Below are 21,489 nucleotides of genomic sequence, written 5' to 3'. Positions count from 1 at the left end.
AGGAAGAGGACAGGGACCGCCATGCCGCGATACAAATGGACCGCACTGGCTGCCGACGGCGCGCGCGTCAGCGGCCAGACCGCCGCGGCCGACGCGGGCGCGCTGGCCGCGCAGCTGGAGCAATCAGGCCTGCTGCTGGTCAAGGCCCGCGCGCAGGGCGGCTCGCTGCGCCTGATGCGCGCCCGCATCCGCCTGCTGGACCTCGTCAACTTCAGCTTTCAGGCGACCATGATGCTGCGCGCCGGCGTGCCGCTCATGGAAGCCCTGCATGACATGGAAAGCGCCGAAGGCAACCCCGCGCTGCGCCAGGTGATCAGCGGGCTGGCCGAGGGCCTGAGTTCGGGCAAGACGCTGTCGCAGGCCATGGCCGATCATCCGCTGGCCTTCGATGAGGTATATGTGAGCCTGGTGCGCGCCGGCGAGAGCAGCGGCCAGCTGCCCGAGGTGTTGGCCAAGCTCACCGAAACGCTCAAGTGGCAGCATGAAATCGCCGCCCAGACGCGCAAGGCGCTGATCTACCCCTGCGCCGCGCTGGTCATCATCACCGCCGTCACGCTGTTCCTCATGAGCTACCTGGTGCCCCAGGTCGCCAGCCTGCTCAAGGTCATGCGCATAGAGCTGCCCTGGCAGACGGTGCTCATGATCAAGATATCGGAGGTCGTCGAAGCCCATGTGGGCAAGATCGTGGCGGGGCTGGTGTTGTCGGCCGTGTTGCTGCCCACGCTCGCGCGCATACCCGGTCCCCTGCGCGGCGTGGTCGACGGCATCAAGCTCAGGCTGCCCGTCGTGGGACCGGTGCTTCGCCAGATCGCGCTGGCGCGCTTTGCCTACGTGCTGGCGCTGCTGTACGCGGCCGGCATCACGGTGGTGGAAGCGCTCAAGGTGGTGGAGATCGCCGTCGGCAACCGCGCCGTGGCACAGGCCGTGGCCGTGGCGCACGGCAGCATCGTGCAGGGCCGGGGCCTGAGCGCCGCGTTTTCCGGGATGACGATGTTTCCGCCCATGGTGGTCAGCATGCTGCGCGTCGGCGAGGCCACCGGCTCGCTGGACGCGGCGCTCGAAAACGTCAGCTATTTCTACACCCGGCAGGCGCGCGAATCCGTCGAAAACCTGCAGGCCACGCTGCAACCCGTGCTCACCGTCGTGCTGGGGCTGATGCTGGGCGCCGTGATCTTCTGCACGCTGGGCCCCTTGTACGACTCGGTGATCACCAATGCGAAGTTCTGAAGCCGTCCCCGCGCCGCTGCGCATCCTGCACCTCGAGGGCGAGCAGCCGCGCGTCTATGCCGTGGCACGCCACGGCCTGGAAGAAGAAACAGGCCCGCACCAGGGATGGACGCAGCCCGAAGCGCTGGCCGACCATGCGCGAAGCGACCCGGCCTGCCGCTGGCTGGTGCTGGCCGACTACGCCGAAGAAGAATTCTGGGGCGACGTGATGCCGCCCTTGCGCGGCGCGGCGCGCAAGGCCTGGCTGGTGCGCATGCAGCAGCGTTTTGCGATGGAGTCGCCGTTTCGATGGATATCCCTGCAAGGCGCAAGCCGCTCCCGCCCCGGCAAGCTGCGGGTGCTGGGCTACAGCCTTGGCAATGCCGGCCGCGTGATGCCCTGGCTGGAGGCGCTGGAAGGCGCACAGGCCCGGCTGGGCGGCGTCTACACCCCCATCATGCTGGCGGCACCGCTGCTGCGCCGGCTCAAGCTGCCTCGCCGCGGGCCGGTGGTGCTGGTCACGGCCCATCCGTCCGGGCTGCGGCAATGTGTGGTGATAGACGGCCGGCCCTGCTTCTCGCGCCTGGCGCTGCGCGCCGATGCCGCCGGCGCGGGCTGGCTGCCCGCCGTGCGCGAGGAAACCGCGCGCCTGAAGGAATACTTGTACGAAAACGCCATCCTCGTGCGCGACAAGGCGCCCATGCATGTGGTGAGCCTCTGCCCTCCCGGCATGAACCCGCAGGCCGCGGCCGGCCCTGATGGCGCGCACAACATCCACCACCTGCTGCGGGCCGACGCCGTCGCCCGGGCGCTCAAGCTGCCGCCGGCCTGGGCCGATTCGCCCGAGCTGTCCCGGCTGCTGTTCGTGTTTGCGCTCGCGCGCGGCACACCGCCCGACCAGTTGGCGCCGCCCACGCTGCTGCGCATCGACTGGGTGGCGCGCATGGCGCGCAACACCCGGCGGGCGGCTTACGGCATCTGCGGCGCCTGCCTGCTTTATGCGGCCGGTGTGGCCGTCTCGCTGTGGCCGCTGGCCGGCCAGCTCAACGAAGCCGCCGCCAGCACCCGAAAATTCGATGCCCGCTACCAGCGCGAAGCGGCCACCTTTCCCGAGTCCGCGCTGAAGGCGGACGAACTGCTCGTGCTGGAGCAGAAAGCCAAGGCCCTGGAAGCCTCACCGCCGGGCCCGCGCGCGCTGCTCGCCGCGGCGGGCGGCGTGCTGGAAAAACATACCGAGCTGCAACTGGACCAGTTGCGCTGGGAGCGCGACAACGCGGGACACGCGGGCCCGCCCACACTGCAGATACGCGGCGCGGTGCACGGCCTGCAGCCCGACGACCTGCGCGGCGCGCGCGACGCCATGGCGCGTTTCACCGCCAGCCTGGTTTCCGCGGGCCTGGTGGCGGAGGTCATCAAGGTTCCGCTGGACCTGCAAAGCAGCGCCAGCATCAACGGCTCGGGCCAGCAGGACAAGGCCGAACTCGGTTTCGAGGTCAAGGTATGGAGCAAGTAGGCCTGCGCCAGGCCTGGCGCCCCGGCACATGGCCGCGGCTTCTGCGCCGCGCCGCGCAGCAGGCCGGCGCCCTGGTGGTGCTGGGTTTGCTGCTGGCGGGGGCTTTCCACTGGTGGCGCGGTGACCTGTTCGGACAGCTGGAGCGCCAGCTCAAGCTGGAACAGGCCAGCCGCCAGCGCTTTCAAAACAGCGGCCGCGAAAGGGACGACATCGAGCGGCTGCTGCCGCTGCTGCGAAACCTGCAGTCGCAAGGCCTTTACGGCGAAGAAAAGCGGCTTGAATGGATAGAACGCCTGCGCGGCATGGAAAGGCGCTGGCCCGGCCTCAAGCTGCAGTACACCATTGAAGCCCAAGCCGTGCAGCCCACCGAAAAAGCCGGCGCGGCCGGCCCCGCCGCCCAGTCCCCGCCCGGTGCGGCGGGTAGCGGCCGGCGCATAGAGCTGTTCGCCACCCGCATGCGCCTGACCATGACCCTGGTGCACGAGGAAGACATGCTGCGTGTGCTGGACGACCTGGCCGGCGCGCAGCTGGGCCGCGTCAGCGTGGAGCGCTGCGAGATGAACCGCGCCAACGGCGCGGCCATCAAGGCCGAATGCAGCCTGCTCTGGAACACGCTGCGCGCTTACGAACCACCGGCACGCCCGGCAGGAGCCAGGATATGAAGGCGCTCAGCAAGGCCCTCATGCTGGGCGGCTGCATGCTCCCGCTGTTTGCCGCCGCCGCGCCAGACGGCTTGGGGCGGCTGTTCTACACCGCGGCCGAGCGCGCCGAGATGGAAGCCAGGCGCCACGGCCAGCCCGCGCCGCAGGAAGTGGCCGCGCGCGCGCTGGCCTCCATGTTGCGCATAGACGGCATTGCGGTCCGCCCCCAGGGCCGGACCACTGTCTGGATCAACGGCACACCCTACCTGGAGCGCGACCTGCCCTACGGCCTGCGCGTGCGCCGTGATTCGAAGGGCCGCGTGCTGGGCGTCGAAATGCCGCTGCAGGACGGCGACCTTGAGCGCGCGGCGATTGGCGAGACCCTGATGCGGCCGCTCAGCAGCGCGGCCGCCGCGGCCTCGGCACCGTCGGCAGGCAAGGCGAAACCGGAGACGGTGAAATGAAGCGGCAGCGGGGTTTTGTCGCGCTGCTGATGATCGTGCTGATCGCGGTCGGTGTCTTCGGCGCGATGGCGGCTTGGGTGGCGAGCGAGCCGCCGCCATCAAAACAAGCGATCAACCGGGTGGTTTTGGGGCAGGCCAAAGAAGCCTTGTTGGCGTATGTGGTGGGAACTGCCTTGGCAAACCAAAATACGCGGCTACCTTGCCCCAATATTGACGGCAATGGCACGGCCGACGCGGTGATACCTGGAAGCTCAGCCAAACCCTGCGGTCTGGCAGGGAATACCCAGTTAGGCCTCCTACCTTGGAACGCGTTGAGCTTGCCGCCTCTGCGGGACGCTTACGGCGAATGTCTTTGGTACGCCGTTGACGGCCAGTTCAAAAACGCCCCTTCATCGGAAATTACGCCCGGTGTCAACGCCGATACCGATGGCAGGATCACGATCAAGGATGAGGCCGGACATGTGCTTGCAGACAAGGTGGTGGCGGTGGTGTTCGCCCGGTCGGGGAAAACCAGTTTGCAGGCGCATAGCGCTAGCGCCAGCGGCGCCCCGCCTTGCGCTACAGCTCCATCAGGAGATGCAGCTCAGGATGCGGCGGTCTACCTGGGTTCGAGCAATGCAGCGCCCGCCGCCAGCCCCGTTACTTCGGTAGACCTTTTCAGCGCGACGGAACTTGCACCAGACAAGGTCTCGTTCACCCATCAGCTCATCTGGATCACCACCGATGAATTCGCGACCGTTGCCATGCGGGCTAACGCGGAAGCATTAAAAATCACCTTCAACGCCGCCGTTCAGGCTTCGATGTCCACCACGAATGGCCGGCTTCCATTCGCAGCGGCCGCACCGGGTGGTGCCTGCCAGTACCAGCCTCCGCTATACCGGGGCTTTCTTCCTGTCAGTTGCAAGTACCCCGACCCTGTCTTAGGCCCACTGTCCTTCACTCCCAACGCAACTGTTCTGCAGACGGATCGATGGGGGGATTTGGCCTTCTATGCCGTCGCCCCAAGCTGCGCATTCGATGCCCCGAATTGCCAGTCCGACGCAACGCTGATTCCATCGAAAGGATTGGTGAAAGGTGCATTGCTTGCGCGCGGCAGGAAATTATCCGTATCCGGTCAGGATTGTGCTGCGCAGGCACTGACATGCCTCGAAGGTAGCAACAAGCTGGCATTTGATTCCACCCAAAGCGGGTGGCTATCCCGACCATTGGTCGAGCCCGACCCGGCCCTCCCTTCCAACGACGTTCTGAAGGAGCTGAAATGACAGTGCGCGCATATCCACGCCTTAGCCAGCAGGGCTTCACTTTGGTGGAACTGGCCCTTGTCATGGGCATTGTGGCCTTGCTCCTGGGCGGACTGATGGTTCCGGTGGCGCGAATGCTTGAGCAGAAAGCAAACGCTACAACCCAGGCCTCCCTGGAAGCCGCACAGCAGGCATTGTTGGGTTTCGCGTTGATGAAACAGCGCCTACCTTGCCCTGATATCGGAAACACCGGCGTGGAGGGCACGTACGACACAGTGACCAATACATGCCCAGTATCTGCCACAACATTTTCAGACACCGCAGACGCCAGTTGGGGACACCTGCCTTGGGCGACCTTGGGTGTCTCTGGCGCTGATGCGTGGGGCAACAGATTGCGCTACGCGGTCTCGACGCCGCTGACCAATACCACCACCACTTCTTTCAGGGCCTCAGTCACCTCGACCAGCAATCTCATCATCAAGTGCACCACGGTGGCTGGGGTGGATATTTCCGGCTGTGGCACCTCCGCAGTGACACCAGCAAGCAACGCCACCTTTGTGGTGTATTCGCACGGAAAGAACGGTCGGGGGGCGTTTCTCATGGGCAGCTCCACGGCATCTGCCGCACCTGCGGGTAACGATGAACTCCAGAACCTCCCGGACAGCAGCTCGCCGAGTAGCACCGCGCTCAGCCGCCGTACCTTTGTTTCGCGATCCCGGACCGATGAGACGAGCACCGCAGGCGAGTTTGACGACCTCGTGGCCTGGATGCCGGCCCCTGTCCTGGCTGCCAAACTTCTGGCGGCGGGGTTGTGGTGATGAAGGACAGCCTCATGAAGCAACTCACCCCCCTCACCGCCCTCACCCGCCTCACCCTCATCGAAGCCTGGCGCGGCCGCAGCGCGCGGCTGTTGCTGCTCTTCCTCGCGGCGGTCTACGCGCTGGGCGCCTTCGCCGCGTCCATGGCGGTGACAGAGGGAGCGGAAACCCGGCTCGCGCTGGCCGCGCACCTTTGCCGCCTGGGCCTGGTGCTGGCGCTCGCGCTCATTGTGGTCTCCAGCACGGTGCGCGACATGGAGGGCGGCTTCTTCCAGGTGCTGCTGGCCTTTCCCTTGTCGCGCGCGCAGTTTGTGGTGGGGCGCCAGGCCGGCTACATGCTGCTGGCCTGGCTCGCGGCGGCGGGGGCCACGATGGTGATGTTGGGCATGGCCGTGCCGGGCGGGCGCACCGCGGTGCTGGCCTGGGGCGCATCGCTGGCGCTGGAGCTCAGCATCGTCGTGGCGGCCGCCTTGTTCTTTTCATTGGGCCTGCGCCGTGTGCTGCCGGCTTATGCGGGCTGCTGCGCGTTTTACCTGTGGGCGCGGCTGCTGGACGTGGCGCGCTTTATGGCGGCACACCCGGTGGGGCAGGATGCCGGGTCGTGGGACGTGGTGGCGGGCCGCGCCGTCTTTGACCTGCTGGGCTGGCTGCTGCCGCCGCTGGCGGGTTTTGCGCCCTCGCCCTGGGCGCTGGGCGGGCCTGTTCAGGGCGCGCTGCTCGCGCTGCAGTTCGGCTGGGCGCTCTGGTATGCGGCGCTGTGCGCGGGCGCCTCCTTGATAGACCTGTACCGCCGTGAAGTTTGAATTACGCCGCACCGGCACTACGCGCCGCGCGCCCGCGCGCGTGGTGGCCGTGTTCGCCGTGCTGCTGGCCGGCCAGGTGGCGCTGGCGTTGTGGCGCGGCGTGCCCGAAGCCGGCGCGCAGCCGCTGGGCCGCCCGCCCAGCCTCACCGCATCGCGCCTCGCCTCGCTTGACGATCCCGTGCCGCTGGCCAAGATGCTGGACTTGTACCTGCAGGCCCACGACGTCCAGCCCGGCCTGAGCCTGCCCTGGCGCGAACTCGACTACGGCGAAGTCGTCGCCTGGCTGGGCCACATCCTGCAGCTCGACCCGCAGGGGCAGTACCCGCTGCTGGCCGCCGCGCGGCTCTACACCCAGGTGCCCGATACGCAGCGCCAGCGCCTGATGACCGATTTCGTCGCCGGCCAGTACCCGCAAGACCCTTTGCATCGCTGGCGCTGGATGGCGCATGTGGCCTATGTGGCCAAGGTGCAGATGAAAGACCCGGCGCTGGCCGTGCGCTATGCCGCCGAGCTGCGGCAATACGCCGAAGGCTTGCCGCAGGTGCCGGCCTGGGCGCGGCAGATGGAAATCTTTTTACGCATGGGCCAGAACGACCTGGACACCGCCAGGGCCCTGCTGGGCGCGCTGCTGGCCAGCGGGCAGATACACGACGACAACGAGCTGCGTTTTCTCACGCACACCCTCAAGGAGCTGGAGCAAAAATGAACGACGCCCAACACCCGGCGCTGCAGGCCCGTGAGGTCCATAAACACTACGGTACAACCAAGAAAGCGCGCGCGGCACTGGCCAACGTGTCGCTGCAAGTCCATCCCGGCGAATGCCTGGCCTTGCTGGGCATGAACGGCGCGGGCAAGACCACCTTGATCAAATGCCTGCTGGACCTGGCCGCGCCGACCTCGGGCACGCTGACCCTCTTCGGGCAGGACCACCGCCAGCCGCTGGCGCGTGAACAGCTCGCCTACGTGCCCGAGCGTTTCTCGCCACCGGGCTGGCTGCATGCACGCGACTATTTCCGGCTGGCAGCCCGTTTGCACGGCCAGCCGTTTCCGCAACGGGGCCTGTCCGGCATGTTGGCCGAGCTTGACCTGGAGGAAAGCGTGCTGGACAGGCCTATCCGCGAATGCTCCAAAGGCATGGCACAAAAAATCGGCCTCGCAGCAGCCTTCCTGGCGCGGCGCCGCCTGCTGGTGCTGGACGAGCCCATGAGCGGCCTGGACCCACTCTCGCGCATACGCGTGCGCGAACAACTGCGCCTGCAGCGCGATGCCGGCTGCGCGGTGCTGATGAGCACGCATTCGCTGGCCGACGTGCAAGACCTGGCCGACCGCGTCGCCATCCTGCACGCAGGCAGCCTGCGCTTTATAGGCACGCTGGACGAATGGCTGGTGCAACATGGGCCGGGTGGCATGGAAGAGGCCTATTTGTCGGTCGTGCAAGCGGCCCGGCTGGTGCCGATAGCGGCATCACCGCCGGCAAACTGATACGTATACCGGCCGGCAGCGGACGCAACAAGGCCCGCGCACAGCCATGCCGCACGCGGGCCTCAAAGCGCTGCTTTTTTACTTGGGCAGCAGCACCTTGTCCACCACGTGGATCACGCCGTTGGACTGGTAGACGTCGGCGATGCTCACGGTGGCCACGCCGCCTTTTTCATCGGTCACCGTGACCTTGCCGCCGGCCGACTTGGCCACCAGCGTGCCGCCGGCCACCGTCTTGATGGAAGCCATGCCCTTGCCGTCTGCAATCATCTTGCTGATGGCCGCGGCGTCCCATTTGCCGGGCACCACGTGGTAGGTCAGCACGCCGGTCAGCATGCCCTTGTTCTCGGGCTTGAGCAGGGTGTCCACCGTGCCGGCGGGCAGCGCCGCGAAGGCCGCGTTGGTGGGCGCGAACACCGTGAACGGGCCCGGGCCCTTGAGCGTGTCGACCAGGCCCGCGGCCTTGACCGCCGCGACCAGCGTGGTGTGGTCCTTTGAGTTGACCGCGTTGTCGATGATGTCCTTGCTGGCCAGCATGGGCGCGCCGCCCACCATGACCTGCGCGAACGAGGGAAAGGCCGCAAACGACAGGGCCAGCGCGACGCCCAGGGAAGCGAGTTTGTGTTGAGTCTGCATGTGAAGTCCTTTGATGAAAGAAGTTGAACCAAGAGCCGAAATCACCATGATTCAAGCGGCTGTGATGAATACGGTGCGCGCGGCACGCTGGATTCAAAACAGTTTCGGTTTCACACTTTCAAAGGCCGCCCGTGGCGACACGGCGCCCGCGCAGCAGGCTACCGTGACTCAGCCGCGTTCGAGAAACGCGCGCACGGCCCGCGGAAAGATCAAATGCTCTTGCGTGAGCACACGCGCGGCCAGGGTCTCGGCTGTGTCGCCAGGCAGCACCGGCACCACGGCCTGCGCCAGGGTGGCGCCGTGATCCAGCTCCGCCGTCACCTGGTGCACGGTGGCGCCCGCCACCGTGCAGCCCGCGTCGATTGCGCGCTGGTGCGTGTTGAGGCCGGTGAAGGCCGGCAGCAGCGAAGGGTGGATGTTGATGAGCCGTCCCGCGTAGTGCTGCACAAAGCCCGGCGTCAGGATGCGCATAAAGCCGGCCAGCACCACCAGGGCCGGCGCATGGGCGTCTATGCGCGCCATCAGTTCCGCATCAAAGGCCTCGCGCGACGCAAAATCCTTGTGCGGCACCACGGCGGTGGCGATGCCCAGGCTTTGGGCCAGTTCCAGCCCCGCGGCGTCAGCCCGGTTGCTGATGACGGCCGCCACCTGGGCGCCGAAAAGCCCGCGCCAGCCTTCCTTGTCCGCGGCGCGGGCGATGGCGGCCATGTTGGAGCCGCTGCCGGAAATCAGGATGACGATGTTTTTGTTCGCGCTGGACATAACCCCCTAGTTTAGAGGGGCGCAGACCGCTGGCCGGCCCGCCCCCTGCCCCATGTCCCACCTGAGACATAAAATTGCGAACGACCGTGCTAAAAATAAGAAATCCACCGCAGGCACGCCGCTGCGGCAGCCCGACAACCCCGGAGACATCCCGCCATGGATTTAGCTTTCACCCCTGAAGAACAGGCATTCCGCGAAGAGATTCGCGCCTGGGTCCGCGCCAACCTGCCGGCCGACATTTCGCACAAGGTGCACAACGCCCTGCGGCTGACGCGTGACGATATGCAGCGCTGGGCCAAGATACTCGGCAAAAAAGGCTGGCTGGGCCACGGCTGGCCCAAGGAATTCGGCGGCCCGGGCTGGAATGCGGTGCAAAAGCACTTGTTTGAAGAAGAGTGCGCCCTGGCCGGCGCGCCGCGCGTCGTGCCCTTCGGCCCGGTGATGGTGGCGCCCGTCATCATGGCCTTCGGCACGCCCGAACAGCAAAAGCGCTTCCTGCCCGGCATCGCCAGCGGCGAGGTCTGGTGGAGCCAGGGTTATAGCGAACCCGGCTCGGGCTCCGACCTCGCCTCGGTCAAGTGCCGTGCCGAACGCCAGGGCAACAAATACATCGTCAACGGCCAGAAGACCTGGACCACGCTGGGCCAGTACGGCGAGTGGATTTTCTGCCTGGTGCGCACCAGCAACGAAGGCAAGCCGCAGACCGGCATTTCCTTCCTGCTCGTCGACATGAAGTCGCCCGGCGTCACGGTGCGCCCCATCGTGCTGCTGGACGGCGAGGCCGAGGTCAATGAAGTCTGGTTCGACAACGTCGAGGTGCCGGCCGAGAACCTGATCGGCGAGGAAAACAAGGGCTGGACCTACGCCAAGCACCTGCTGAGCCATGAGCGCACCAACATCGCCGACGTGAACCGGGCCAAGCGCGAACTCGAGCGCTTGAAGCGCATTGCCAAGGCCGAAGGCGTGTACGAGGACCCGCGTTTTCGCGACGAGATCGCCAAGCTGGAAGTCGACGTGGTGGCACTCGAAATGCTGGTGCTGCGCGTGCTGTCGGCCGAAAAATCGGGCAAAAACTCGCTGGACATCGCCGGCCTGCTCAAGATACGCGGCAGCGAGATCCAGCAGCGCTACAGCGAACTCATGATGCTGGCCGCCGGCCCCTTCAGCCTGCCCCTGATCGAGGAAGCCATGGAAGCCGGCTGGCAGGGCGACTTCCCCGGCGGCCTGGCCGGCGACGCGCCGCTGGCGTCCACCTATTTCAATCTGCGCAAGACCACGATTTACGGCGGCTCCAACGAAGTGCAACGAAACATCGTCTCGCAAGTCGTTCTCGGCTAAACCGGTTTAAAGGAAAGCATCATGGATTTCGATTTCACCGACGACCAGGAACAGCTGCGTGACGCCGTGCGCAAATGGGTGGACAAGGGCTACGGCTTCGAGCGCCGCCGCGGCATCGCCAAAGCCGGCGGCTTCTCGCGTGAGGCCTATGGCCAGATCGCCGAACTGGGCTTGACCGGCCTTTACATTCCCGAGGCCGACGGCGGCCTGGGCATGGGCCCGGTCGAGGGCATGGTGGTGATGGAGGAACTGGGCCGCGGCATTGTGCTCGAGCCCTTTGCCCAGGCCCTGATCGCCGGCGCGCTGCTCTCCGGCTACGCGCCCGCCGCCCTCAAGGCCGCCTGGCTGCCGAACATCGCCTCGGGCGAAGCCCTGGTGGTGCTGGCCCACCAGGAGCGTGCGGCGCGCTACGACTTTGAAAAATGCCAGGCCACGGCCACGGCGGCCGGCGATGCCTGGACGCTGGACGGCAGCAAAAGCATAGTCCCGGCCGGCGACCAGGCCGAGGCTTTTATCGTGCCTGCAATGGCCCAGGGCAAGCTTGCGCTGTTCCTGGTCGAACGCACGGCGGCCGGCGTGGCGACGCGCGGCTACGGCACGCAGGACGGCGGCCGCGCCGCCGAGCTCACGCTCAAGAACGCGCCCGCTGCGCTGCTCACGCTGGACGGCCTCACGGCCCTGGCCCATGCCGTCGACATCGGCATCGCCGCTACCTGCGCCGAAGCCGTGGGCGTGATGGACAAGACCCTGGCCATCACCGTCGAGTACATGAACACCCGCAAGCAGTTCGGCGTGGCCATCAGCAGCTTCCAGGCCCTGCGCCATCGCGTGGCCGACATGAAGATGCAGCTGGAACTGGCCCGCTCCATGAGCTACTACGCCTCGCTCAAGCTCAACGCCCCGGCCGACGAGCGCCGCCGGGCCCTGGCCCGCGCCAAGTACCAGCTCGGCGTGTCCATGCGTTTTGTCGGCCAGCAGGCGGTGCAACTGCACGGCGGCATCGGCGTGACCGACGAATACATCGTGAGCCACTACTTCAAGAAGCTGACCCAGCTCGAAATGAGCTTCGGCGACACGCTGCACCACTTGGGCGAGGTGTCCAGCCGCATGCAGGACACCGCCGGGGTTTTTGCCTGAAAGTATGGCTCCCCCGAAGCGGCCTGCGGCCCGGCAAAGCCGGTTCCGCGCTGGCACTTGACCCAGCCGCGCTACCCTATCAGGAGAGTTACGCGTGCAGGCGTGAGGTTTTGGGAATGTGCGCCATCAAAAACTCCATCTGGTCCGCCAGGATGCGGCGGTTGCGCAGGATGAAGTCTTCCCAGAGGCTGGGCACATAAGGCGTGTACAGCAGCGGCATGTGGGCCTGCTCGGGCGTGCGGCTGCTCTTGCGGTGGTTGCAGGCGCGGCAGGCCGTCACCACATTCATCCAGGTGTCCACCCCGTTTTGCGCGAAGGGGATGATGTGCTCGCGCGTCAGGCCTTCCTCATGGAAATGCCCGCCGCAGTAGGCGCACACATTGCGGTCGCGGGCAAACAGCTTGCCGTTGGTCAGGCCCGGTTTGAGGTCAAAGGGGTTGATGTTGGGCACGCCCTTGGTGCCTATGATGCTGTTGACCGTGATGATGGACTGCTGGCCCGTGATCGCGTTGTGGCCGCCGTGAAAGACCACCACCCGCGCGCCCATCTCCCAGCGCACCTCGTCGGCCGCGTAATGCAACACGGCTTGTTCAAGGCTGATCCACGACTGTGGCAATCCCTGGGCTGAGAGCTTCAAGACCTTCAAAACGAACCTCCATCAAGGTGGACGACGCATGAGACACGGTACTGTGTATCAATATACAGTGAAATCATGAAAAACGCCCCCAAATCCCCCATTAACCACGTTCAAGCCCCGCTCAACCGGGCTCCGGCGCTACAAAAACGATAATTGCCCCATGAAAGTTTTCCGTGGCTACCACCATCCCCAGCTGGCCGAACACTGCGCCCTGACCATAGGCAACTTCGACGGCGTGCACCGCGGCCACCAGGCCATGCTGGCGCTGCTGAAAAACGAGGCCCAGCACCGCGGGGTGCCCAGCTGCGTCATGAGCTTTGAGCCCCATCCGCGCGACTATTTCGCCGCCGTGGCGCGCAAGCCCGAACTCGCGCCGGCCCGCATCGCCACCCTGCGCGACAAGCTCACCGAACTGGCGCGCTGCGGCATAGACCAGTGCGTGGTGCTGCCCTTTAACGCCGCGCTGGCTTCCCAGCCGGCCGAGGCCTTTATCCAGGACGTGCTGGTGCGCGGCCTGGGGGTGAAATACGTGCTGGTGGGCGACGACTTCCGCTTCGGCGCCAAACGGGTGGGCGACTACGCCATGCTGGACGCCGCCGGCGAGCGCCTGGGCTTTGACGTGGCCCGCATGAACAGCTACGAGGTGCACGGCACCCGGGTCTCCAGTTCCGCCGTGCGCGAGGCGCTGGCCCAGGGCCGCATGGACCGCGTCGCCGGCCTGCTGGGCCGGCCTTACAGCGTTTCCGGCCATGTGGTGCACGGCCGAAAGCTGGGGCGCGACCTCGGTTTTCGCACCCTCAACCTGCGTTTTTCGCACTGGAAACCGGCCGCCGGCGGGATTTTTGCGGTGCAGGTGCACGGCCTGGCCGACAAAGCCGTCCCGGGCGTGGCCAACCTGGGCATACGGCCCTCGCTGGACCCGGCCGACGTCAACGGCGGGCGGGTGCTGCTGGAGACCCATTGCCTCGAATGGCCCGCCGGCCTGGGCCCCGAGGGGGCATACGGTAAAATCATCCGCGTGGAACTGCTGCACAAACTGCACGACGAACTGAAATACGACAGCCTGGAGAGCCTGAAAACAGGCATCGCCAAGGACTGCGACGAGGCGCGGGCGTTTTTTGCCCTGCCCCAGTCGTTTTCAGCCGCCATGCACACGGAAACCAGCCGCCAGACCACGCGCGACCGAATTTAGACGATCTCGTCGCCTCTGGCCCCGCCCTGCTTTCACGGCGGATGGCTTTCCTCCCCACCGTATGGCCGGCGCCCCGCTTTCCCGGGCCGCCCTAACAAGAGCATCCCATGTCCGAGACCAAAACCGATTACCGCAGCACCCTGAACCTGCCAGACACCCCGTTTCCCATGCGCGGCGACCTGCCCAAGCGCGAAGCCGGCTGGGCCAAGGAGTGGGACGACAAAGGTATTTACAAAAAGCTGCGCGACGTGCGGGCCGGCAAGCCCAAGTTCGTGCTGCACGACGGCCCGCCCTATGCCAACGGCAAGATCCACATCGGCCACGCCGTCAACAAGGTCCTCAAAGACATGATCGTCAAGGCGCGCCAGCTCAAGGGCCTGGACGCGATCTACGTGCCCGGCTGGGACTGCCACGGCCTGCCGATCGAAAACGCGATCGAAAAACTGCACGGCCGCAACCTGCCGCGCGACGAGGTGCAGGCCAAGAGCCGCGCCTTCGCCACCGAGCAGATCGAGGGCCAGCGGGCCGACTTCAAGCGCCTGGGCGTGCTCGGCGAATGGGACAACCCCTACCGCACCATGGACTTCGGCAACGAGGCCAATGAAATCCGCGCGCTCAAACGCATCATGGAGCGCGGTTTTGTCTACCGCGGCCTGAAGCCCGTGTACTGGTGTTTTGACTGCGGCTCCTCGCTGGCCGAGTTTGAAATCGAATACGCCGACAAAAAATCCAGCACGCTGGACGTCGGCTTCAAATGCGCCGAGCCGCAAAAGCTGGCGCTGGCCTTCGGCCAGGCCGCGCTTAGCAAGGACGCCTTCGCTGTCATCTGGACCACGACCGCATGGACCATCCCCGCCAACCAGGCGCTGAACCTGAATCCCGAGCTCGAGTATTCGCTGGTGGACACCGAGCGCGGGCTGCTGGTGCTGGCTTCGGTGCTGGTCGACAAATGCCTGGAGCGCTTCCAGCTGCAAGGCCGCGTCATCGCCGTCACCAAGGGTGAAAACCTTGCGAAGATCAACTTTGAGCACCCGTTCTACGACGCCGACCCGGGCTATCGCCGTTTCAGCCCGGTGTTCCTGGCCGACTACGCCACCGCCGACGACGGCACCGGTATCGTGCACTCCTCGCCCGCCTACGGCGTGGAAGACTTTAACTCCTGCGTCTCCAACGGCATCGCCCATGAGGACATCCTCAACCCGGTGCAGGGCAACGGCCGCTATGTCGACGAGCTGCCGTTTTTCGGCGGCCTCAACATCTGGAAGGCCGCGCCGCTGGTCATCGACAAGCTGCGCGAGCACGGCCGCCTCTTCGCCACGCAAGACATCCAGCACAGCTACCCGCACTGCTGGCGCCACAAGACGCCGGTGATCTACCGCGCAGCGGCCCAGTGGTTCATCCGCATGGACGGCGAAACCGCCGGCACCCAGGGCGTGTTCGCCAGCGACAAGGCCGGCAAGACCCTGCGCGAGCTGGCCCTGGCCGCCATCGAGGAAACCAGCTTCTACCCCGAAAACGGCAAGGCCCGGTTGCGCGACATGATCGCCGGGCGGCCCGACTGGTGCATCAGCCGGCAGCGCAACTGGGGCGTGCCCCTGCCCTTTTTCATCCACACCGCCACCGGCGAGCTGCACCCGCGCACCATGGAAATCATGGACCAGGCCGCCCGCATGGTGGAAGCCGGCGGCATCGAAGCCTGGAGCAAGGCCAGCGCCGAATCCATCCTGGGCGCCGAGGCGGCCGACTACATCAAGAGCACCGACATCCTCGATGTCTGGTTCGACTCCGGCACCACGCACGACCACGTGCTGCGCCACAGCCATGCCGCGCAATCGACCTGGCCGGCCGACCTCTACCTCGAGGGCCACGACCAGCACCGCGGCTGGTTCCATTCCTCGCTGCTCACCGCCTGCGCGATGTACGACCGCGCGCCCTACAAGGGCCTGCTCACGCACGGCTTCACCGTGGACGGCAAGGGCCGCAAGATGAGCAAGAGCGAAGGCAACGTCGTAGTGCCGCAGGAAGTCAGCGACAAACTGGGCGCCGAAATCATCCGCCTGTGGTGCGCTTCGACCGACTATTCGGGCGACCTGGGCATAGACGACAAGATCCTGGCCCGTGTGGTCGACGCCTACCGCCGCATCCGCAACACGCTGCGCTTCCTGATGGCCAACGTCAGCGATTTCGACCCGGCCAAGGACGCCGTGCCGTTTGACCAGATGCTGGAAATCGACCGCTACGCGCTGAGCCGCGCCTCGCAGCTGCAGGCCGACATCCTGGCGCACTACGAGGTCTATGAGTTCCATCCGGTGGTCTCCAAGCTGCAGATCTACTGCAGCGAAGACCTGGGCTCCTTCTACCTCGACATCCTGAAAGACCGGCTCTACACCACCGGCCCCAAATCGCTGGCCCGCCGCAGCGCGCAAACCGCGCTCTGGCAAATCACGCACGCCATGCTGCGCTGGATGGCGCCTTTCCTGAGCTTCACGGCCGAAGAGGCCTGGAAGGTGTTCGGCTCGTCCGAGTCCATCTTCATGGAAACGTACTCCGAGTTCCCCGCGCCCGACGCGGCGCTGCTGGCCAAGTGGTCGCGTATCCGCGAGCTGCGCGACACGGTCAACAAGGACATCGAAACCCTGCGCGCCGACGGCAAGGTGGGCTCCTCGCTGCAAGCCAATGTAATGCTCGAAGTGCCGGCCGAGGACCACGCGCTGCTGGCCGGCCTGGGCGAAGACCTGAAATTCGTCTTCATCACCTCCGCCATCGAAGTGGCCGCCGCCAGCGCGGTTGCCACCCAGGTGACGCCCAGCATCGACGCCAAATGCGAACGCTGCTGGCACTACCGCGCCGACGTGGGCCATGACCCGGCCCACCCGACGATTTGCGGCCGCTGCACCAGCAACCTGTTCGGCGCCGGCGAAGCGCGGAAGTTCGCGTAATGGCCAAAACCACCTTCACGCGCTCCCCGAGTTCGCTGCTTCCCTGGCTGGGCCTGGCGCTGATCATCCTGATCGCCGACCAGTTCACCAAGGTGCTGATCCTGGGTTATTACCGCCTGGGCGATTCCACCTACGTGACCAGCTTCTTCAACGTGGTGCGGGTGCACAACACCGGCGCGGCCTTTTCCTTCCTGGCCGAAGCCTCGGGCTGGCAGCGCTGGTTCTTCACCGCCATCGGCATCGCCGCGGCGCTGTTCATCCTGTGGATGCTGCGCTCGCATGCAGGGCAAAAGCTGTTCTGCTTCGCGCTGGCCTGCATCCTGGGCGGCGCCCTGGGCAACGTGATTGACCGCGCGATGCACGGCTATGTCGTGGACTTCCTGCAGTTCCACTGGGGCGGCTGGTATTTCCCGTCCTTCAACATCGCCGACAGCGCCATCACCGTGGGCGCGATCTGCCTGATCCTGGACGAGCTGTTGCGGGTGCGCAAAACCAGTTAGGTGGGGGCTTCCGGCCGGGGTTTGCCGATTCCGGAAAAAACAGCGATTTGGGGTGCAAAATCAGGTTCTGGCCGCGCTGCGGCCGCCTGATGAATAACAACTCACGCCCAACCCGTTTTGCCACGCTTGATGCCCCCAGAGTCCTTCCCCGCTTTTCTTGCCGACACAGGCCGGCACACCAGGCACTGGCTGTTCGAGTCGGCCCTGCCCCTGTGGTGGGAGCGCGGCGCGGACCACGCAGGCGGCGGTTTCCATGAAAAACTCGGCCAGGACGGCCAGCCCATCGGCAAGCCGGTGCGCGTGCGGGTCCAGGCCCGGCAGACCTATGTCTATGCCCGCGCCGGCGCCCTGGGCTGGAGCGGCCCCTGGCAGGCGGCCATGCGGCATGGGCTGTCCTTCATGCTCTCGCGCTATCCCCGGCCCGACGGCCTGTTCCGCAGCACGCTGGACACCACCGACGACAGCATAGACCTCTACGACCAGGCCTTTGTGCTGTTCGCACTGGCCCATGCCTATGAGGCCGAGGGCCGGCCGCGCGAGCTGCTGGACACCGCCCAGGTCCTGCTGCGGCAAATCGAGGCCGCGCTGGCGCATGGCGAAGGCGGCTATTACGATGGCCTGCCGCAGCAGCCCATCCTCAAGTCCAACCCGCTCATGCATTTGCTCGAAGCCCTGCTGGCCTGGGTGGCCGTAGGGGTGGAGGGCCGCTTCCGCCCGGCGGCCCTGGCGCTGTGCGAGCTGGCGACCACGCGCCTGATCAACCCGGCCAATGGTGCCATCGGCGAACTCTTTACCACCGGCTGGGCGCCGCTGGGCACTCCCCAGGAGCGCCTGTATGAACCCGGCCACCAGTTTGAATGGGCTTACCTGTTGCTGCAGGCCGAGGGCCTGTTGGGCATCCACGCACGCAGCGAAGCCATCGCGCTCGAAAACTTCGGCCGCTCCTTCGGCATAGACAGCGAACGCCAGGTCGCGCTGTTTGCCGTCGATGAGGCAGGCAAGCCCACGGACCGCAGGGCGCGGCTGTGGGCGCAGACCGAAAGGCTCAGGACCTCGCTGCTGTTCGCCACCCAAGGCCTGGGCGATGCGGCCAGCGCCCCGGCTTTCCAGGCCGCCGTGGCCGGCAGTTTCTCGGGCCTGATGCGTTTCCTGGCCACTGACGTGCCCGGCCTGTGGCATGAGTGGCAGCGCGAGGACGGCGGTTTTGATCTCGCCCCCTCACCGGCCTCTTCGCTTTACCATCTGATGACCGGCCTCGAAAGCCTGTCGGCCCTCGCACCCCTGACGCCCGCGGCACATCGCCCCGGCATTGTTGAACGGACAATCACCGCATGAAGCATTTGTTGAATCTCCTGGCGGCGATCGCGCTGCTGGTCTGGGGCACCCACCTGGTACGCACCGGCATACTGCGCGTCTTCGGCGCCAACCTGCGCCACGTGCTGGCCGTCAGCATCAGCAACCGGCTGGCCGCCGCGGTCTCGGGCATAGGCGTCACGGCGCTGGTGCAGTCCAGCACCGCCACCTCGCTCATCGTCTCGTCCTTTGTCGGCCAGGGCCTGGTCACCTTGCCGCTGGCGCTGGCCGTGATGCTGGGCGCGGACATAGGCACCAGCCTGATGGCCGTGGTGTTTTCGTTCGACCTGTCCTGGCTGTCGCCGCTCTTTATCTTCGCCGGCGTGGTGCTGTTCATCTCGCGCCAGGACACCAATGTCGGCCGCGTGGGCCGCGTGCTGATCGGCCTGGGCCTGATGCTGCTGGCGCTGCGCCTGGTCACGGCCTCCACCGAGGTGCTGACCCAGGCGCCGGCCGTCAAGGCCTTGCTGGCCTCGCTGAGCAGCGACCTGCTGCTTGAAATCACCGCCGGCGCCTTCCTGGCCGTGGTCTCGTATTCCAGCCTGGCCATCGTGCTGCTCACGGCCACGCTGGCCGCCTCGGGCGTGATCCCCCTCGACGTGGCGCTGGGCCTGGTGCTGGGCGCCAACCTGGGCAGCGGCCTGCTGGCCGTGCTGACCACGCTGCGCTCGCCCGTGCAAGTGCGGCAGGTGCCGCTGGGCAACCTGGTGTTCAAGCTGCTGGGCATTGTGGTCGCCGCGCCTTTTGTGGGCTTGTGGATACGCCATGTGCGGCCCTACCTCGGCGAGGCCGCCACCGTGGTCGTGCTGTTCCACCTGGCCTTCAACATGCTGGTGGGCGCGGTCTTCATAGGCTGGACGCAGGTGATCGCGCGTTGGGTGGAAAAGCTGCTGCCCAAGCCCGACAAGAGCAAGGCCGGCGGACGCCCCCACCACCTGGACCCTTCGGCCCTGGCCACACCCTCACTGGCGATCTCCTGCGCCGCGCGCGAAGCACTGCACCAGGCCGACGTGGTGGAGAGCATGCTTCTGGGCGTGCTGCAGGTCATACGCAACAACGACCTCAAGCTGGCCGAGGACCTGCGCAAGATGGACGACATCGTCGACGAGCTGTATTCCTCGATCAAGTACTACCTGACCAAGATCTCGCGCGAGGCCCTGGCCGAGGAGGAAAGCCGCCGCTGGACCGACATCATCAGCTTCACCATCAACATGGAGCAGATAGGCGACATCATCGAGCGCGTGCTGATCGACATCGAGGACAAAAAAATCAAGCCGGGACGCAATTTCTCGGAAGCCGGCATGGCCGAGATCGTCGAGCTGCACGAGCGCCTGGTCGACAACCTGCGCCTGGGCATGAGCGTGTTCCTGAACGGCACGGTGCGCGATGCGCAAAAACTGCTCGAGGAAAAAGCGCGTTTCCGCGACCTGGAGCGCGCCTATGCCACCACCCACCTGGGCCGGCTCTCGGCCAACACGGTGCAAAGCCTGGAAACCAGCTCGCTGCACATCGACCTGATCAGCGAACTCAAGCGCATCAACTCGCACATCTGCTCGATCGCCTACCCTATCCTCGATTCAGCCGGCGCGCTGGCACCCAACCGGCTGCGCGCTTCCGCGCTCACCGACCAGGCCTGAGCCGGCAGGGAAGTCCTCAGGCCAGTCCCATCGCGTCCGAGAGGATCAGGGCCGCCTCAGGCGTGAACTCGCCGCGCTGCATGGCGTCCAGCAACTGCGCGGCGTCCATCAGGCGGAATTGTTCGACCTCGCCGTCCTGGTTGTCCGGCACCATGCCCTCGGGCACGGTGCAGACATACCAGTCGATGTCTTCCACCACGTAGCCCGCGCCCTTGCCGTCAGTGGACGGACGCCGCGCCACCAGCCGGCCGCCATAACGCATGGCCAGCAACTGCTTCACATGCAGGCCAGCCTCTTCCCAGGTCTCGCGCGTGAGCGCGGTTTCCACCGTGTCGGCAGCCGACACCATGCCGCCCATCAGCGTGTCCCACAGGCCCGGGTCGTTGGACTTGTTGAAGGCGCGCTGCTGCACCCAGAAACGCCCGTCGGGCGACTGCCCCACCAGGTGCACCGCCAGCGTGGTGATGCCCAGCGGCCGCACCGCCGCCCGCTCCACCGTGCCCTTGCGGTGGCCGAACTGGTCGGGCACCGCAAGCTGCTCATCGCGCCAGGCACCGGCCAGGCCCGCCTCGTGCAGCGCGACCGCGATCTTGTTCAAGCTGGTCGTCACGTCACCCATCACGCGCCAGCCCAGGGTTCCGGGGCGCTCTTCCTTGAGGAGGGGATGGTCGCCGTCGGTCATGGTGTGCAGGGCGAGCTTGTGGAAGAAACCCGGTTCCACCGAACCGATCACGGATTCGCCGGCCCATAGCGGCACGCGCGGGTGCAAGGGTGGGACGATTGCGCCTGCTCGCAGGTCGCGCAACCAGTCTGGATTGTGGTTCGGGTTGGTCATGGTTTTTGAGGCTGTCAGTTTACTTCTTGGGTTTTGTTTTGGGGATGTGTTTTGCTTGGTTCCGGGGCCGGGGGTTGCCCGGCGGCAACTCACTTTTATCGAAACCCGCACAGCGGGTTTTCTTTTGTTCGCCAAAAGGCGCGCTACGCGCGCGGGGTTTGCTCACTTCGCGAAGCGAAGTTACGCAAACACCAAAAGTAAGCAAAAGAAAAGGCGACCCTGGTGTCTGCGTCCCTTCGCTTCGCTACGGGCAGCCTGCGGTGCTCGGTCCAGCCGGGGTCTGGCTAAACTCGCTACGCTACGCTTCGCTCAGACAACGCCAGCCCTTATCCGTCTGGACCTCCGCTCCTCGGCGCAT

20 protein-coding genes are annotated in these 21,489 nt (G+C 66.0%); 16 read left to right on the top strand and 4 right to left on the bottom strand.

Going from position 1 to position 21,489, the window contains the following annotated elements:
• Positions 1 to 21 precede the first annotated feature (21 nt).
• From AC1DUN_RS21350 to AC1DUN_RS21310, 9 genes are read left to right on the top strand one after another with little or no spacing between them, the layout of a single operon-like run.
• Positions 22 to 1,227, top strand: a complete 1,206-nt coding sequence (locus tag AC1DUN_RS21350; RefSeq protein WP_477715739.1) for a type II secretion system F family protein — start codon at positions 22 to 24, stop codon at positions 1,225 to 1,227.
• Positions 1,214 to 2,719: a hypothetical protein gene (locus AC1DUN_RS21345; protein ID WP_477715738.1), complete on the top strand. Its 1,506-nt coding sequence runs from the start codon at positions 1,214 to 1,216 to the stop codon at positions 2,717 to 2,719. Before AC1DUN_RS21350 ends, AC1DUN_RS21345 begins: the two co-directional genes overlap by 14 nt.
• On the top strand, positions 2,707 to 3,381 hold the full coding sequence (locus AC1DUN_RS21340; RefSeq protein WP_477715737.1) for a hypothetical protein: 675 nt from the start codon (positions 2,707 to 2,709) through the stop codon (positions 3,379 to 3,381). Before AC1DUN_RS21345 ends, AC1DUN_RS21340 begins: the two co-directional genes overlap by 13 nt.
• On the top strand, positions 3,378 to 3,824 hold the full coding sequence (locus tag AC1DUN_RS21335) for a hypothetical protein (RefSeq protein ID WP_477715736.1): 447 nt from the start codon (positions 3,378 to 3,380) through the stop codon (positions 3,822 to 3,824). The genes AC1DUN_RS21340 and AC1DUN_RS21335 overlap by 4 nt, the downstream gene beginning before the upstream one ends.
• The gene (locus tag AC1DUN_RS21330) at positions 3,821 to 5,086 is read left to right on the top strand and encodes a hypothetical protein (protein ID WP_477715735.1); all 1,266 of its coding nucleotides are present in this window, start codon (positions 3,821 to 3,823) and stop codon (positions 5,084 to 5,086) included. The genes AC1DUN_RS21335 and AC1DUN_RS21330 overlap by 4 nt, the downstream gene beginning before the upstream one ends.
• Complete coding sequence (locus tag AC1DUN_RS21325; RefSeq protein WP_477715734.1) at positions 5,083 to 5,883, top strand: type II secretion system protein; 801 nt, start codon at positions 5,083 to 5,085, stop codon at positions 5,881 to 5,883. The genes AC1DUN_RS21330 and AC1DUN_RS21325 overlap by 4 nt, the downstream gene beginning before the upstream one ends.
• A gap of 14 nt (positions 5,884 to 5,897) precedes the next feature.
• Positions 5,898 to 6,686 (top strand): hypothetical protein, encoded by a 789-nt coding sequence (locus AC1DUN_RS21320; RefSeq protein ID WP_477715733.1) that lies wholly within the window; start codon positions 5,898 to 5,900, stop codon positions 6,684 to 6,686.
• Complete coding sequence (locus AC1DUN_RS21315) at positions 6,676 to 7,392, top strand: hypothetical protein (RefSeq protein WP_477715732.1); 717 nt, start codon at positions 6,676 to 6,678, stop codon at positions 7,390 to 7,392. The genes AC1DUN_RS21320 and AC1DUN_RS21315 overlap by 11 nt, the downstream gene beginning before the upstream one ends.
• A complete protein-coding gene (locus tag AC1DUN_RS21310) occupies positions 7,389 to 8,168 on the top strand; it encodes an ABC transporter ATP-binding protein (protein ID WP_477715731.1) in 780 nt (259 codons plus the stop codon). Before AC1DUN_RS21315 ends, AC1DUN_RS21310 begins: the two co-directional genes overlap by 4 nt.
• A gap of 78 nt (positions 8,169 to 8,246) precedes the next feature.
• Here the strand turns inward: AC1DUN_RS21310 and AC1DUN_RS21305 are convergent, their stop codons facing one another.
• Both AC1DUN_RS21305 and purN read right to left on the bottom strand, forming a co-directional pair.
• A complete protein-coding gene (locus tag AC1DUN_RS21305) occupies positions 8,247 to 8,801 on the bottom strand; it encodes a fasciclin domain-containing protein (protein ID WP_477715730.1) in 555 nt (184 codons plus the stop codon).
• A 168-nt stretch (positions 8,802 to 8,969) separates the two neighbouring features.
• Positions 8,970 to 9,563 (bottom strand): phosphoribosylglycinamide formyltransferase, encoded by a 594-nt coding sequence (gene purN, locus AC1DUN_RS21300; protein ID WP_477715729.1) that lies wholly within the window; start codon positions 9,561 to 9,563, stop codon positions 8,970 to 8,972.
• Between the two features lie 156 nt (positions 9,564 to 9,719).
• Between purN and AC1DUN_RS21295 the strand changes: the two genes are divergently transcribed.
• Positions 9,720 to 10,901 carry an acyl-CoA dehydrogenase family protein gene (locus tag AC1DUN_RS21295; RefSeq protein ID WP_477715728.1) on the top strand — a complete coding sequence of 394 codons (1,182 nt, stop codon included), beginning with the start codon at positions 9,720 to 9,722 and terminating at the stop codon, positions 10,899 to 10,901.
• Positions 10,902 to 10,922: 21 nt separating this feature from the next.
• The gene (locus AC1DUN_RS21290; RefSeq protein WP_477715727.1) at positions 10,923 to 12,038 is read left to right on the top strand and encodes an acyl-CoA dehydrogenase family protein; all 1,116 of its coding nucleotides are present in this window, start codon (positions 10,923 to 10,925) and stop codon (positions 12,036 to 12,038) included.
• 88 nt (positions 12,039 to 12,126) lie between these two features.
• Here the strand turns inward: AC1DUN_RS21290 and AC1DUN_RS21285 are convergent, their stop codons facing one another.
• Positions 12,127 to 12,684: an HNH endonuclease gene (locus AC1DUN_RS21285; RefSeq protein ID WP_477715726.1), complete on the bottom strand. Its 558-nt coding sequence runs from the start codon at positions 12,682 to 12,684 to the stop codon at positions 12,127 to 12,129.
• 151 nt (positions 12,685 to 12,835) lie between these two features.
• On the opposite strand from AC1DUN_RS21285, the gene AC1DUN_RS21280 reads away from it, so the two are divergent.
• The 5 genes from AC1DUN_RS21280 (at position 12,836) to AC1DUN_RS21260 (ending at position 20,296) form a co-directional block, all read left to right on the top strand.
• Positions 12,836 to 13,867, top strand: coding sequence for a bifunctional riboflavin kinase/FAD synthetase (locus tag AC1DUN_RS21280; protein ID WP_477715725.1), 1,032 nt, complete (start codon positions 12,836 to 12,838; stop codon positions 13,865 to 13,867).
• Positions 13,868 to 13,974: 107 nt separating this feature from the next.
• On the top strand, positions 13,975 to 16,806 hold the full coding sequence (gene ileS, locus AC1DUN_RS21275; RefSeq protein WP_477715724.1) for an isoleucine--tRNA ligase: 2,832 nt from the start codon (positions 13,975 to 13,977) through the stop codon (positions 16,804 to 16,806).
• Complete coding sequence (lspA, locus tag AC1DUN_RS21270; RefSeq protein WP_477715723.1) at positions 16,806 to 17,306, top strand: signal peptidase II; 501 nt, start codon at positions 16,806 to 16,808, stop codon at positions 17,304 to 17,306. Before ileS ends, lspA begins: the two co-directional genes overlap by 1 nt.
• Positions 17,307 to 17,435: 129 nt before the next feature.
• Positions 17,436 to 18,641 carry an AGE family epimerase/isomerase gene (locus AC1DUN_RS21265; RefSeq protein WP_477715722.1) on the top strand — a complete coding sequence of 402 codons (1,206 nt, stop codon included), beginning with the start codon at positions 17,436 to 17,438 and terminating at the stop codon, positions 18,639 to 18,641.
• Positions 18,638 to 20,296 carry a Na/Pi cotransporter family protein gene (locus AC1DUN_RS21260; RefSeq protein WP_477715721.1) on the top strand — a complete coding sequence of 553 codons (1,659 nt, stop codon included), beginning with the start codon at positions 18,638 to 18,640 and terminating at the stop codon, positions 20,294 to 20,296. Before AC1DUN_RS21265 ends, AC1DUN_RS21260 begins: the two co-directional genes overlap by 4 nt.
• A gap of 16 nt (positions 20,297 to 20,312) precedes the next feature.
• Here AC1DUN_RS21260 and AC1DUN_RS21255 read toward each other — a convergent pair whose 3' ends face one another.
• Positions 20,313 to 21,131 carry an NUDIX hydrolase gene (locus AC1DUN_RS21255; RefSeq protein WP_477715720.1) on the bottom strand — a complete coding sequence of 273 codons (819 nt, stop codon included), beginning with the start codon at positions 21,129 to 21,131 and terminating at the stop codon, positions 20,313 to 20,315.
• Between the last annotated feature and the right edge of the window lie 358 nt (positions 21,132 to 21,489).

This window comes from Polaromonas sp. P4_F6 (assembly GCF_056401275.1).
This window is presented reverse-complemented; position numbering and strand designations above follow the sequence as displayed.